Source organism: Pseudomonas sp. GW823-FHT02C05, from assembly GCF_058797595.1.
Genome location: NZ_JBXAJU010000001.1, coordinates 370,523 through 383,806 on the forward strand (window position 1 = coordinate 370,523; position 13,284 = coordinate 383,806).

The following is a 13,284-nucleotide window of genomic DNA, read 5'->3' on the forward strand; positions in this document are numbered from 1 at the left end:
TTTACATGTCGTACCGACTTGTCATTTTCGACTTTGACGGCACGCTCGCTGATTCCTTTCCGTTCTTTGTTTCAGTGTTTAACCAGGTTGCTGACAGGCACGCATTCAGTCGGATTCACCCACAAGAGTTGGACTGTCTGCGCAAGCTAGGGGCGCGCGAGATCATGGCCCATCTGGGAATGCCCCGCTGGAAGTTGCCCATGGTGGCGCGAACCTTCATGGGCCTGATGAAGAAGCATCAAAGCGCGATCCCACTGTTTGACAACATTGCCCAGACCCTGAGTCATCTTGATGAGAAGGGACTGATTCTGGCGGTGGTGTCTTCCAACTCGCGAGAGAACATCACGCACATCTTGGGCGCCAGTTGTCGACATATCCGGGCCCTCGAGTGCGGCGTCTCCATTTTCGGCAAGGCGTCTCGCTTGCGCCGTGTCATGCGCCGGTTCGATGTCGAGCGAGAACAGGTTATCTACATCGGCGACCAGCCTATGGATGGTGAAGCCGCGGCGACTGCCGGTATCGCCTTTGGCGCGGTGGCCTGGGGATATGGAGCATACGATGCATTCCACCGTCTTCAGCCCCAAGAGTGGTTCGCCGATGTGAGCGAGTTCGGCGGCTATGTGCGAAATAGGCTGGGAGGCGGCTGTGCGGCGCGTGGTCTATGTCAGCTCCGTCGCCTCGGTTGGGTGCAAGGGTCAGCGCCTGGATGAAAGCAGTTGGAGCCGCGATCAGCAAACCCCGTACTGCCGCTCGAAAATCCTCTCTGAGCGCGCCGCCTGGCGCAACAGCACCTTCGACTAGCGCGCACAACTCATCTAGGCGTGCAAATGCTTTTTCAGGAACGACCGGGTTCGTTCGTGAGTGGGGTTTTGCAGGATCTCTTGTGGCGCGCCTTCCTCGACCACCACGCCACCGTCCATGAAGATGATCCGGTCCGCCACTTCGCCGGCAAAGCGCATTTCATGGGTGACGATCAACATGGTCATGTGTTCGGCGGCGAGTTGCTTCATGACCTGGTTGACCTCTTCCACCAGCTCGGGGTCCAGCGCCGAGGTGGCTTCATCGAACAGCATGACCTTGGGGCGCATCGCCAGGGCCCTGGCAATGGCCACGCGCTGTTTCTGCCCGCCGGACAGGCGAGAAGGGTACTCGTCGAACTTGTTGGCCAGGCCGACCTTCGACAGGTACTCCATGGCCAGCTCGCGAGCGGCTGGCCTGGTCAGCCCTTTGAGCTTGATCGGGCCTAGGGCGATGTTTTCATGCACGGTCAGGTGCGGGAACAGGTTGAAGTGCTGGAACACCATGCCCATCTGCTGGCGCACGCTATTGATGTGCTGTTCAAAGGCTCGACCTTTCAAGGGGCGGTTGACGTGTTCGCCTTCCAGCCAGATCTCCCCCTCGTTCAGCACTTCCAGGTGATTGATGGAGCGCAGCAGGGTGCTTTTACCCGAACCACTGGGGCCGATGATGGCGATGATCTGCCCGCGCGAGACAGACAGATCGATGCCTTTGAGCACTTCAAGCGCGCCATAAGCCTTGCGCGCACCCTTGACTTCAACCATGAGCTTTTCTGTGGTCATCGTGACATCTCTACCTTGGTTTCAAGAAGGTGCAGGCCGGCTTCCAGGACAAGATTGACCGCGTAATAAATCACCGCGACGGCCAGATAGAACTCGAACGGGCTATAGGTCTCGCTCACGGCGCGCTGGGCGCTGTAGACCAGTTCGGCAATGCCGATGATCGACACCAGGGAGGTGTCCTTCAGGAGCACGATCAGGTTGTTGCCCAGGGGCGCCAGGGTACTGCGCAGGGCTTGCGGCACAATCACGTAGCGCTGAGCCTGGCTGCGGCTCAGGCCAATGGAGCGCGCGCCTTCAATCTGCCCCGGATCGACCGACAGGACCCCGGCACGAATGACGTCGGCGTTGTAGACGGCGAAGTGCAGGCTCAGGCCGATGATGCCAGCCATCAATGCCGGGATATCGATCCCCACTTGCACCAGGCCGTAATAGATCAGGTACAGCTGAAGCAGCAGGGGCGTGCCCATCAGCAGCCAGGTCATGAAGCGTATGGGAAGGGATACCAGTTTGGGGGTGTAGAGCACGATAAGGGCGAAGGCTATGCCCGCCATCAGGCTCAATACGCTGGAGCAGAGGAACAAGACGATGGTCCACCAGAGTCCGGTTGCCAGCAGCTCGGAATAGGGGGTGAGGATACTGAGATCGAGGCTTTGCATTGACGCGTCTCACTTTGCCGCGAAGCGTTTGTCGAGGTGGTCAACCAGCAATCTGACCGTGTAGACCATGGCGATATACAAAATGGCCGACACCATGAAGATCTCGAATGGCTTGTAGGTGGAGCTGATAAAGCGCTGCGCTGTATAGGAGAGTTCCACCACCGAGATGGTCGACACCAGGGCCGAGCCCTTGATCAGCGCGACCGCATTGACCCCCAGTGGCCTGATCATCAGCTTGGCGGTTTGCGGCAGGGTGATCAGCCACAGGGTCTGGCCCTTGCCGAAACCGATTGAGCGGGCCGCTTCGACCTGGCCGGGATCGACGTTGCTGATGGCGCCGCGAATGGATTCGGCCATGTAGGCCGCGATGTTCAGGCCCAGGCCGATGACGCCAGCGGAAAACGGCTCCAGCTCAAGGCCGATCTGCGGGCCGCCAAAGTAGAGGAGGAAGAGTTGGACCAGGCAGGGCGTGCCGCGAAAAACGCTGATGTAGACCCTGGCCAGGCAGCGAAGCAGGAAAAAGCCGGACAGCCGGGCCGCCACCAGCACGATGGCGACCAGCAGGCCCAGCAGCAGTGCCAGTAGCGAAACGTGCACCGTGACCCAGGCCGCCTCCAGAAAAAACGGCAGGGTGCGCTGTATGAGTGTCAGATCCATGGGCAGGCTCGAAAAGGTCAGGTTGACTGGCCCGACCCCAGGTCGAGCCAGGCTGAAGAGGAGTCAGCGAATGTCCTTGCCGATCCACTTCATCGAGATCTTTTCGTAGCTGCCATCGGCGAGCATGTCGTTCAGTGCCTGCTGCATCGCCGCCTTGAGCTCGGGGTTGTTCTTGCGCAGCGCAATGCCCATGCCTTCAACCCCACCGTCACTGTCGGGTGGCGTGATGATGCGCACTTTCTGCCCGGTTTCCTTGACGGCCACCAGTACCGGAACGCTGTCCATCACCAGCGCGTCGAGGCGCCCGGCTTCCAGGTCGACCAGCATCTCGGGAAGCCCTTTGTAGGTCTTGACCTTCAGGTTGCCGCGCGCCCTGGCCCATTTGTCGTGGGCATCGCCGAGGGTGACGCCCACCGTCACATCCTTCAGGTCAGCCAGGCTGTTGATCGGCGAGTCTTCCTTCACCACGATGGTGCGGCCGGCGTGGTAGTAGGGGCCGACGAAATCCACGGCCCTCAGGCGTTCAGGGGTGATGGTCATGGAGGCGATGATGGCGTCGTATTTCTTGGCCAGGAGCCCGGCAATGATCCCGTCGAAGGGCGTGGTGACAATGCTGACCTTCACCCCAAGCCGCTGGGCCAGGGCTTCGCTGATGGAGGCGTCGAAGCCGACGATCTGGTTCTGCTCGTTGGCAAAGCTGAAGGGCGAGTATTGCCCGCTCATGGCGATGCGGATTTCTCTGGATTCCCGGATCGATTGCAAGTCATCAGCCTGAGCGGCTGCGGGGCAGAGGAGCGCCGCGGCGGCGACGGTGGATGCGGCAAGCAGACCCTTGAGCGTTCTGGTTAGCATGGGATGGCACCTTTGAAGAATTATTATTTTTTGTTGTGGGCTCTTCACCCTGGCTCGGGAAAAGCTTTGCACAGGTCATTGCGCAAAGCACCCGGCAAGGTGTCCGCGTGCCGGACACATTGCCGGAGTTGGCCGACACTATGTCGGCCAGCCCGGTTTGGAGCACTGTGGCCTCGATCCTGATGCTCTAGCGCAGTGCCGCCTTGAAGCTTTCGTCCAGGACCTCAAGCAGGAAGTCGGCGTTCTTCTGGCTGAAAATCATCGAGGGGCGCATTTTCAGTACGTTGTCGTAGGGGCCTTCGGTGCCGATCAGAATCCCGCGCTCCCGGGCACCATCGGCGACCTTTCTGGCCAGTTGCGTAGCGGGAGCCTTGCTCTTGCGATCGGTGACCAGTTCAATCCCGAGGAACAGCCCCAGGCCGCGTACGTCGCCAATGGCATCGTAGCGCTGCTGCAGCGTGCGAAAGCCATCGAGCAAATAGTTGCCCACCGTCAGTGCGTTGAGTTTCAGGTTGTCGCGTTCAATCACATCGAGAACGCTGAGCCCCACGGCACAGGAAACCGGGTTGCCGGCGAAGGTGTTGAAGTACTCCATGCCATTGTTGAAGCTGTCGGCGATTTCGCGGGTGGTCACCACTGCCGACATCGGGTGCCCGTTGCCAATGGGTTTGCCCATGGACACCGCATCGGGCACCACGCCCTGGGTTTCAAAGGCCCACCAGTGGCTGCCCACTCGACCAAAGCCGACCTGGACTTCATCGGCCAGGCACAGGCCGCCCTCGGCACGCACCATTGCATAGACTTCCTGCAAGTAGTTTTCCGGGAAAAACAGTTGCCCGGCGACGCTGGGAATGGACTCCGCGAGAAAGAACGCCGGGGCCCGGCCCTGCTTGCGCATGCTATCGATCTGCTCGGCGACACTTTGCGCGAAACGCTTGCCCAGCTCCTCGAATGGCCAGTGATCCGCAGCGCGGTAGGCATCCGGCACCGCCGCCTCGAATACGTGTTCTGCACGGCCTTTGCCGGCCTTGCGCTTGTACTTGTAGGGGCTCAGATCGATCAGCTCCTGGGTGGTGCCGTGGTAGGCCCAGTCCAGCACGATGGCATCGTTGCGCCCGGTGTGATTGCGCGCCATGCGCAGCATCAGGCTATTGGCTCCGCTGCCTGAACAGCCGAAGGAGGCCACCGCCAGGCCTTCGGGCAAAGTCGCGGTGAGCCGCTCGGCGTACTCGACGATGTTGTCGTGCAGGTAACGGGTGTTGGTGTTCAGGCGTGAAGCCTGGCGCGCCAGGGCCTGCACCACATCGGGATGGGAGTGGCCCAGATGGCAGACGTTGTTGAAGCAGTCCAGGTAGGCCCGGCCAAAGTTGTCTATCAACCAGACCCCATCACCGCGTACGAACTTGATCGGGTCCGAGTAGGAAATCGACAAATTGGGCAGCAGCAGTTGTTTACGCTTGGCCACGATCTCTGCTTTGCTTCTGCCTTCCTGGCTGTAGGTTTCCGCAGGGATTCCGGCCAGGGTCGATGCATCCGGGAACAGGTCGGCCCACACCTCAAGGTAGGCGCGCTCACCGACGCCGATGAACTCGCTCGCTTGCAACTGGGTGTCGGTGGACATCTGGAAATGCACATGGGGCAGCCAGCCGCCGTTTTCCGTGTCCGCGCCCATGTGGCCCACCAGGGCACCCGCCTCAAGACGGTCCCCGGGCTTGAGGCGGGTCAGCGCTTCGTGGGCCATGTGCCCCCACAGGGTCAGGAACGGCGGGCAGCCCTCAGGCGAATGCTCAAGCATGATCAAGCCGCCATAGCCCAGCGGTTCACGCTCGACCTCGACGCTGCGCACTACGCCGGCAAGCGGTGTGTACAGCGGCGTTCCGGCCGGCATGATCAAGTCGACGCCCAGGTGAATGATCCGACGTTGCCCTGCAATGAAGCGCGATTCAAATGCCGCATCGGTGTAGATGGTCCGTTCTTCGCCCCAGGGGCCGATGCCCAGTGGCACTTGATGTTCAGCCGCGAAATCGTTCCACCATTTCGCCGCCTCTGCCGGACGCTGCTCGGCGGAGGCGACCGTCAGCACATGGGCGGCATCGGCGAACGGCACAATGGCCTTGTTCAGGGTCGCCGCCGCCGGATGCACGATGTCCGCGAAGGCGTGGCGGTTTTCATCCACCCAGCGGCGAACCGCCCCGGCACCTTCTATCGCGTCATAACCGCAGGCCTTGCGCAGGATCGCCGTCGCCAGGCGCGGGTTCATGCGGTCCATTTTTTCCAGCAGGCGCCAGGCCGGGGCTTCGCTGATGGCCAGGTAAGGGTTGTCCTGGGTCTGCTCGTGGCGCGAGGCCGACAAGGTGACGCTGATGACCAGGCGCATGGCGATCAGGTTGAACAGCACGTCCAGTTCTTGCGGCTGAAGCGGGTAGCGCTCGTGGAAGCCGGCGGTGAGGGCGGCGGCCGCGCCGATGGGGTCCTCCATGTCGAGAATGGAGTAGGCGCAGGTGATGGCGACTTCGGCAATCAGCACCGTATGCACGGCATCGCCAAAGTCGATGATGCCCGAGACCTGCTGATGAGTCTGCGGGTCGACGAGGATGTTCCAGTCATTGCCGTCATTGTGAATGACCTGCGTGCGCAACCGCGCAAGCCTGGGTTGCACGGTGTTTTCGAACGCGGAAATGAAGCGCTCCAGAATGGCGCGTCGGCCAGGGTCCTTGACGAAATGCAGGCGCGATCTGGAGCGCGCGGCGTGCCGCAGGTCCCAGTCCAGGTCGCGCACCGCACCGGGATGCATGAAGCCCTGCAACGCACGATCCATGTCGGCGAACGATTGGCCCAGGCTGCGCATGAGGGCGAAGGTGCGCTTGACCTCGGCCAGGGGAGTGCCGTGCAGCCAGCTCACCAGGCGCACCGCATGGGTTTCACCGGAGGGCGCCACGGCCGAGGCGAGGAAGCCACCGGCAAGGCTCTTCTTCAGCTGCGGCACGGCAAGCTCGGGGTTGTAGCTGGCGAGGTGGCTGAGGATGGCCGTCTGCAGCTCGCTTTCAGCACGCGGTTCACTCGAATTGACCACCTTCAGAATCCACCCCGCATCGCTTGCAGTGTTCAACCGGTAGTTGCAGTCGCGCTCGCCATCCAGGGGCGAGGCCGTGGCGACGACATTGAAAAGCTGCTCGGCCAGTTGTTCGGCATCGCGGGGCGAGAACTGCGGGGCGGGATGGGAAAGGTTGGTCATGGTAATGGTTTTCCAAGTTATTGTTTTCAGTTAGCTTGGCATGCGAAATCCTTGACGGCAGTAGGTATGCGGTCGGTGTTGGCCTGCATATTGTCGGAATCGACCGGCACAAATTCGATAGTCAAAGTGAGGAGTCTTGATGCGCGACCTGGACGTGAAAGATCGCGAAATACTGGACATTCTGTCTAAAGAAGCGCGGATTGCCCTGAAGGCCCTGGCCGCGAGAATCGGACTGTCCAGAAGCGCCACCAGCGAGCGTGTCCTCAACCTTGAGCGCAATGGCGTGATCAGGGGCTACCGGGCGGATATTGGCGAAATCGACGCCAACGTGATTCGCGCCATGTTTCTGGTGTGCCTGAAACGCACGCCGGCCATCAGCCTGCTGGACATGCTGGCCCAGCACTCCCAGGTGCGACGCATCTCTTCGGTCAGTGGCCAGCTCGACCTGGTGATCGAGATCGAATCACGCACCATTGATGATCTGAACCGAGTCCGGGATGCAGTGGCCAGTCACGAGTCCGTCGAGGACATCACCACGGCTGTGGTGCTTCGCCGCGATATCGATCGACAGACATCCTGATTCGCCGCTGTACAACTCCCGCACTGAAACAGTAAAATGAGAAGCATTATCATTAATGCGAATCTCCCATGCACAACCACAGCCTCTCTTCGCCCGTCGCCCAGTTGTATGCGAACCATCACGGCTGGCTGCGGGGCTGGCTGCACCGGCGCCTGGGGCACAGTGCCGATGCCGAGGACCTGGCCCATGACACCTTTATCCGGGTGCTGCGCTCCCAGGAGGATGTGCGTGAGTTGCGCCAGCCCATGGCGTTCCTGGCCACCATTGCCAACGGCCTGCTGATCAATCGCTGGCGCCGCCAGGCGATCGAGCGGGCTTATCTGGAAGCCCTGGCGGCGCGGCCGGTGGGGGAGGAGCCTTCGCCGGAGGAGCGGCACCTGATGATCGAGACCCTGTTGCAGTTGGATTCGCTGCTGGTGGGGTTGTCGTCGCGGGTGCGGCAGATCTTCTTTCTGTCCCAGCTCGATGGCCTGACCTATCCGCAGATCGCTGCGCAGTTGGGCCTGACCGTGGCCCAGGTGCAGCGGGCCATGGGCAAGGCGTTCAGTGTCTGTTACGCGAGCCGTTTTGAATGAGTGGCGCTGCGGTCGATCCCCGAGTGCGGGACAACGCCATCGATTGGCTGGTGCGGATGCAGTCCGGGCTGATGAGCGCCGCGGACCATCAGGCCCTGCAGCAGTGGCGGCAAGCAAGCGTCGAGCATGAATACGCGTGGCAGCGGGTCAGCAGCCTGCCGCTGATGTTGCAGCCAGGGGCCAATCTGTTGGCCGATGCCACGGCGCGCCGGGCATTGCAAGCGGCGGGCGCCGATCCGCAGCGACGGCGACAGGTGCTCAAGTGCCTGCTGGCCCTGGGGCTGTTGGGGGGCATTTCCTGGCAGGGGGCGGATTCCACCCTGGTGCGCTCAGCCCTGGCCAGTTATCGCACCGGCGTCGGCGAGCGACGCCATTGGGCCCTGGCCGACGGTGGCTCGCTATGGCTGAACACCGCCAGTGCGGTGAACCTGGACCTGAGCGCCCGGCAGCGCAGCCTGCAATTGATCGAGGGCGAACTGGCCCTGGACACCCCGGCGGGCTCTGCATCCCTGCAACTGTCGACCCCGGATGCGGTGCTCTATAGCCGTGGTGCCAACCTGCTGGTGCGTCACGATCGCCTGGGCACCCAGGTGACGGTGTTGCGCGGGCTGGTGCAGGTGAGCGCACGGCAGCACCCAGCACCGCTGGCGTTGCAGGCCGGCTGGCAAACCCGAGTCGATGGCCGGGGAGCAGGGCGGCCAAGCCCCATCGATACGTTTCTGGCCCAGGCCTGGATGCGCGGCATCCTGCCCGCCGAGCGCATGCGCCTGGATCAGTTGCTGGCGGAGCTGTCGCGCTATCGCCCGGGCTTCTTGCGTTGCAGCGAAGCCGTGGCGGGCCTGCGCGTAACCGGCAGTTTCCAGTTGGACGACACCGATGCCGCCCTGGCCCTGGTAGCCAATACCTTGCCGGTGCGCATTGAGCGAAGAACCCGTTACTGGGTGACCGTGGTGCCGGCCTGAAACTTTTTTTTCACCGGCGCGATAGTTTTTTCGATCTGGCTTGGCCTTCAGGTATTACCCACCGGCACAGGTGGGTTTCGATCCCTAGGAGCCCTGCATGATTTTCCCTGCTCGTGTCTTGCGTACCCATACCTTCGGCCTGCTGTTGCTCGGTTTGCAGCCGCTCTGTAGTGAAGTGGTGTTGGCTGCCGGCGAGCGCCACTACAGCATCGGCGCCGGTCCCCTGGACCAGGTGCTGTCGCGCTTTGGCGCCGAGGCGGGCATCAGCATGGCCGGCAGTGCGCTGCTCACGGCGGGCAAGACCAGCCAGGGCCTGCAAGGGGATTTCAATACCGAAGCGGGCTTGAACCAGCTGCTGGCGGGCACCGGCCTGGGCTACGTGCGCCAGGCCGACGGCGGCTATGCCTTGCGCCTGCGCCTTGATGCGGTGTCGCTGCCGACCCAGAAGGTCAAGGGCGAAAATCCTGACGAGGAAGAGGTGTACCGGGCACCGCGTTCATCGGTGTACATCTCTGCCGACGACATGCAGCGCTTTGGCGTGGTGTCGGTGGGCGACATGCTCAAGGGCCAGCCCGGGGTCCAGGTCGGTGACAGCCGCAATGGCGGCGGCCTGGATGTGAACATCCGCGGCATCCAGGGCCAGAGCCGGGTGGCGGTGACGGTGGACGGTTCGCAGCAGGCGCTGGATGTCTATCGCGGTTATGCCGGGACCCAGCAACGCAGCTACATCGACCCGGACATGATCAGCGACATCGCCATCGACAAGGGCCCGAGCCTGACCTCCAGTGCCATAGGCGGCACGGTGAAGATGCGCACCCTCGGGGTCGGCGACATCCTCAAGGACGGTCAGAATATCGGCCTGCGCCTAAAGGGTGATGTCTGGAACAACGGTGTGGCCCCGGCCTCCCGCGATCCGCACTCCAAGACCCAGGACCTGTACTCCGAGCCGCATCAGAGCCGCGGCGGGCTGTTCGGCTCGGAGGCCGAGGCCGGCAGTGCCGCGTTCGCCTATTCCCATGAATTCTTCGATGTGGTGGCGGCCTATGCCCATCGCAACCAGGGCAACTATTTCGCCGGCAAGAAGGGCCAGGATCGCTACCGCACCTATGACCGTTACGGCGATGAAGAGACCAGCGTCGCCACCACCTACAACGCCGGGGAAGAGGTGCTGAACTCCTCGTCGAAGACCGAATCCTGGCTGCTCAAGACCACCCTGCGCCCGGCGGACGGCCACACCTTCGACCTGGGCTACCGGCGCTACGACGGACGCATCGGCGAGATCATGCCCTCGGACATCTTCCGTTTCGGCACTGGCGGCATCTACCAGTACCCCCTGGGCCACACCCAGATCGACACCTACACCGCGCGCTACAACTACCTGCCTGCAGACAACCCGCTGGTGGACCTGAGCGCCGACCTGTGGATGACCGATGCGCAGACCAGCCAGTTGACCGCCGTCTCGGCGCCGGCATCCCAGGCCTACCGTTCGGACCGCAACTGGAGCCGCCAGGCCGATCGCCGGGTGGGCGGTGGCCTGGCCAATACCTCGCGTTTCGAGACCGGCTACGGCGACTTGAAGCTGGACCTGGGCAGCTCGTTCCAGCTGGAGGAACTGCGCCCGCAGAAAAGCGTGGCCACCACCCAGGACGATATCAACGCCAACCGCATGCTGCGCGAAGGTTCGCGGCAGGAGTTCAGTTTCAACGGCAAGCTGGAGTACAAGCCGGTGGACAGCCTCACCCTGTGGGGCGGCGGGCGCTACACCCACTATCGCAGCAAGGATCACGTGCCCACGGCCACGGCGCGTCGCGAGGAACGTGACCTGCGCTACCTGCGGGTTTCCAACGGCGACAATTCCGGCAACATGATGTGGTTCCCCGACCAGAACGGCCAGTACACCGACGCCACCGACCCGCGCCTGAACAACGGCATCGTCTTCCAGAACACCAACTTCCCCTTCGAGGGCGTGCGCTACAACGACTTTGGCGCCACCGACTCCACGGTCTATCCGTCCCAGGTCGGCGAGGTGGTCACCGGCTACAACTACTCCGGCAAGAACAGCAACAGCGGTGGCGCCTTTGCCCCGGCCTTCGGTATCAATATCGAAGTGCTGCCGGACACCTTCGTGTATGCCTCGTACACCCAGGGCTTTCGCATGCCGTCGCTGTTCGAAACCAGCCAGGGCGTACAGCAGACGATGCCCGGCAAGGGCCTCAAGCCCGAGCGTTCGAGCAACTGGGAGATCGGCGCCAGCACCCTGCAAAAGGGCCTGCTGGTGGATGACGACTCGGCGGCGTTCAAGCTGGCCTACTTCAACAACACCATCAAGAACTACATCACCCGCTACTACGACCCGAGCCCGGGCCTGTGGGGCCTGATGCGCTTCAGCAACACCGACAGCTACAAAACCAGCGGCCTGGAACTGCAGACCCGCTACGATGCCGGGCGGGTGTTTGCCGACCTGTCGTCCACCTACTACCTGAAGACCGAAACCTGCGACGCGGCTTTCGCGGCCACCCTGCGCGCCACCAGCAATCCCTACCAGAAAACCGCCGACACCCCGGACTGCACCCCGGGCAGCTTCATGGGCTCCTACACCAACACCCAGAACCCGCCACGCTTTGCCGGCAACCTGACCACTGGCCTGCGCTTCTTCGACCAGAGCCTGACCCTCGGCACGCGCATCACCTACACCTCCGGCCCCACGGTTACCGCCGACAAGCCCTGGCAGACCGGCGCCACCACACCGCAACTGAACTACCGCGAAGTGGCGCTGTTCGATCTGTTCCTCAACTACAAACTGAAGGAAGACGCCAGCCTCAACGTGTCGCTGCAGAACCTCACCGACCGCTACTACCTGGACCCGCTGGCGCAGAGCTTCATGCCGGCACCGGGGCGCACGCTGCGGGTGGGGATGCAGGCGAAGTTCTAGGATGCGGGCGGCCTTTTCCGGACCAGGCAGCAAGGTGCGGCCTTGCTGCGCCGGCCTTTTACTGCGGCGGGTCGACGCAGTAAAGTAGGCCGCTTTCGCCCCCATTGGCCGGCACTCGCCCCTGACCTGAGCGGTATTGCCAAAGGGATCTGGCCCTCGCTGCGTTACAGATAAGGATATCCAATGAAGACCCTGGTAAAGCGCCTCCGCCCCCTGGCTGTTCTGGTTTCAGTCACGCTCTTGAGCGCCTGTGCCCCGCTGGGCAGTTCCGACCTCAATGGCAGCGCCACGCAGAACCCGACCAACCAGCTCCTGGAAATCATCGATGGCGCGACCCGGGACGGTATGTCCGTGGTGCTGGTGCCGGCGCTCATGCCCAACAAGAGCGTGACCGACCTCTCCAGCTATTCCCATCGCGTGATCTTCAGCAACAAGGACCAGCCGGGCCAGGGCTACATGCAGTCCTTCGCCAATAACGACCTGGAGAAAATCAAGGAAACCGTATTTCTCTGGGACTTCCTTGAAGTGCACATCGTCCCGCCGGGAACCTACCTGATGTCCGGCGGCATTGATTACAGGATCGACAGCAGGCTGGCCCAGGTAGGCGCCGCAAAGGGCCAGCTGGCCAGCAGTGCCCGTGGTTCGGTGGACATGTCTGCGGTGCTGTATCGCCAGTTCGTCAAGGAACAATACTGGCGCGACGCTTCCTACGCGGATACCACCCACACCCAGAATGTCTGCAGTACCGTGCATGTCGCCTCCGGCCAGTGCGTGGCCTGGCAAGAGCAGCAATACAACACGCGCCGGCAGGTGTCGGAAGGCGGCTGGACCGAAGGCACCAAGATCCGTGATGTCCAGTCCGTCAAGTTGAAGGCACAGATCCCCGACGCCTACGCGCCCCTGGCCTTCAGTATCCAGCCCGGCCAGATACTGCTCAGCGACCGCTTCCACCTGAAAACCCCGGCCGTGAGCTACGACAAGAAGACTTGCAAGGCTATCGACCCGCAGAACATCAAATGCGCACTGCGGGATATCCAGGTCTACGTGAGGCCGGCCCCCGTGGAACTGGTCAAGAAGTTCAGCGACAAGGAGCTGGCGAATGTCAACGACACAGGACGCCGGGTGCTGGCGCGTATCGAACCGATGAAAACCCGCCTGCAAGGGGACACCGGCATGGAAGACCTGGTGTGGGGCATCCCGGTTTCCCTGAAGAAAACCGCCAGGTAAGGGGGCTTGCCTTGGGGCGCGGAGAACA

At 62.4% G+C, this 13,284-nt stretch carries 11 protein-coding genes; 6 read left to right on the forward strand and 5 right to left on the reverse strand.

The genetic code is table 11. The features are described 5' to 3' along the window. Positions 1 to 5: 5 nt before the first annotated feature. Positions 6 to 710: an HAD hydrolase-like protein gene (locus AC1RGE_RS01810; RefSeq protein ID WP_492583130.1), complete on the forward strand. Its 705-nt coding sequence runs from the start codon at positions 6 to 8 to the stop codon at positions 708 to 710. Between the two features lie 105 nt (positions 711 to 815). Here the strand turns inward: AC1RGE_RS01810 and AC1RGE_RS01815 are convergent, their stop codons facing one another. From AC1RGE_RS01815 to AC1RGE_RS01835, 5 genes are all read right to left on the reverse strand, one after another. Next, positions 816 to 1,580 carry an amino acid ABC transporter ATP-binding protein gene (locus AC1RGE_RS01815; RefSeq protein ID WP_047285775.1) on the reverse strand — a complete coding sequence of 255 codons (765 nt, stop codon included), beginning with the start codon at positions 1,578 to 1,580 and terminating at the stop codon, positions 816 to 818. Further along, positions 1,577 to 2,236, reverse strand: a complete 660-nt coding sequence (locus AC1RGE_RS01820) for an amino acid ABC transporter permease (RefSeq protein ID WP_011060658.1) — start codon at positions 2,234 to 2,236, stop codon at positions 1,577 to 1,579. Before AC1RGE_RS01820 ends, AC1RGE_RS01815 begins: the two co-directional genes overlap by 4 nt. A 9-nt stretch (positions 2,237 to 2,245) precedes the next feature. Beyond that, entirely contained in the window at positions 2,246 to 2,893 is a 648-nt protein-coding gene (locus AC1RGE_RS01825) for an amino acid ABC transporter permease (protein ID WP_011060659.1), read from the reverse strand. 63 nt (positions 2,894 to 2,956) lie between these two features. Then, entirely contained in the window at positions 2,957 to 3,745 is a 789-nt protein-coding gene (locus AC1RGE_RS01830; RefSeq protein ID WP_011060660.1) for an ABC transporter substrate-binding protein, read from the reverse strand. A gap of 187 nt (positions 3,746 to 3,932) precedes the next feature. After that, positions 3,933 to 6,980, reverse strand: a complete 3,048-nt coding sequence (locus AC1RGE_RS01835) for an aminotransferase class III-fold pyridoxal phosphate-dependent enzyme (protein ID WP_492583132.1) — start codon at positions 6,978 to 6,980, stop codon at positions 3,933 to 3,935. Between the two features lie 139 nt (positions 6,981 to 7,119). Between AC1RGE_RS01835 and AC1RGE_RS01840 the strand changes: the two genes are divergently transcribed. From AC1RGE_RS01840 to AC1RGE_RS01860, 5 genes are all read left to right on the forward strand, one after another. Then, complete coding sequence (locus tag AC1RGE_RS01840) at positions 7,120 to 7,560, forward strand: Lrp/AsnC family transcriptional regulator (RefSeq protein WP_011060662.1); 441 nt, start codon at positions 7,120 to 7,122, stop codon at positions 7,558 to 7,560. Positions 7,561 to 7,628: 68 nt separating this feature from the next. Next, entirely contained in the window at positions 7,629 to 8,135 is a 507-nt protein-coding gene (locus tag AC1RGE_RS01845) for a sigma-70 family RNA polymerase sigma factor (RefSeq protein WP_011060663.1), read from the forward strand. Further along, positions 8,132 to 9,097, forward strand: a complete 966-nt coding sequence (locus tag AC1RGE_RS01850; protein WP_053157719.1) for a FecR domain-containing protein — start codon at positions 8,132 to 8,134, stop codon at positions 9,095 to 9,097. Before AC1RGE_RS01845 ends, AC1RGE_RS01850 begins: the two co-directional genes overlap by 4 nt. Before the next feature lie 97 nt (positions 9,098 to 9,194). Beyond that, positions 9,195 to 12,029, forward strand: a complete 2,835-nt coding sequence (locus tag AC1RGE_RS01855; protein WP_492583134.1) for a TonB-dependent receptor — start codon at positions 9,195 to 9,197, stop codon at positions 12,027 to 12,029. Positions 12,030 to 12,212: 183 nt separating this feature from the next. Then, entirely contained in the window at positions 12,213 to 13,256 is a 1,044-nt protein-coding gene (locus AC1RGE_RS01860) for a hypothetical protein (protein WP_492583136.1), read from the forward strand. Positions 13,257 to 13,284: the final 28 nt, after the last annotated feature.